This window comes from Kitasatospora sp. NPDC058032 (assembly GCF_042885845.1).
Lineage (GTDB): Bacteria > Actinomycetota > Actinomycetes > Streptomycetales > Streptomycetaceae > Kitasatospora.
This window is the reverse complement of the sequence record NZ_JBHVRK010000095.1, coordinates 1-1019: the sequence shown is the minus strand read 5'-3', so window position 1 is coordinate 1019 and position 1019 is coordinate 1. Positions and strand designations below refer to the sequence as shown.

At 69.0% G+C, this 1019-nt stretch carries 1 protein-coding gene; it reads left to right on the top strand.

The annotated features are described in order from the left end of the window. On the top strand, window positions 1-941 hold a 941-nt coding region (locus ACFVUH_RS37500; protein WP_387918120.1), incomplete at its 5' end, for an ATP-binding cassette domain-containing protein. Window positions 942-1019: the final 78 nt, after the last annotated feature.

Below are 1019 nucleotides of genomic sequence, written 5' to 3'. Positions count from 1 at the left end.
GGGCACGCGTGAAGGAGGAGGTCCGCCCGCCCACGGGGGAGCTGACCGTGGAGAACGCGGATCTGCACAACCTGAAGCAGGTCTCCGTGGCCGTACCCACCGGCGTGCTGACCGCGGTGACCGGGGTGGCGGGTTCCGGCAAGAGCAGCCTGATCTCCGGGGCCTTCATGGAGGCGCACCCCGACGCCGTGTTCGTCGACCAGTCCGCGATCGCCGCCTCCTCGCGCTCCACACCGGTGTCCTACCTCGGTCTGATGGACCCGCTGCGCAAGCTGTTCGCGAAGGAGACCGGCGCGAACGCCTCACTGTTCAGCTTCAACTCGAAGGGCTCGTGCGAGGAGTGCCAGGGCCGCGGGGTCATCATCACCGAGCTGGCCTTCATGGACCCCGTGACCACCCACTGCGGTGTCTGTGAGGGGCGCCGCTTCAAGCCCGAGGTCCTGGAGCACAAGCTTCGCGGCAAGTCCATCGCGGACGTCCTGGAGCTGCCCGCCGACGAGGCCGTCGAGTTCTTCACCGAGAAGGCGCTGCTGCCCAAGCTGCGCGCCCTCGTGGACGTCGGCCTCGGGTACCTCAGCCTGGGTCAGCCGCTCTCCAGCCTCTCCGGTGGTGAGCTGCAGCGCATCAAGCTCGCCGACCAGCTGCACCGCACGGGCACGGTCTACGTCCTGGACGAGCCCACCACCGGGCTGCACATGTCGGACGTGGACACCCTGCTGGCGCTCCTGGACGGTCTCGTCGAGGCGGGCAACACCGTCGTGGTCATCGAGCACAACCTCGATGTGGTGCAGCAGGCCGACTGGATCATCGACCTTGGCCCCGACGGCGGACGGGAAGGCGGGGAGATCGTCTTCACCGGTACGCCGAAGGACCTGCTCGCCGCGGATTCCTCCCTCACCGGCGAGTACCTGCGCCGCCACCTGAAGGCCCAGGCCGGCTGACCGGACGTCTGGCAGTCGTCCGAGGGGTCCGTGCTCTTCGGACGACCGTCCGTGGTTGTGGCCGCTCCCCCCTCGGGG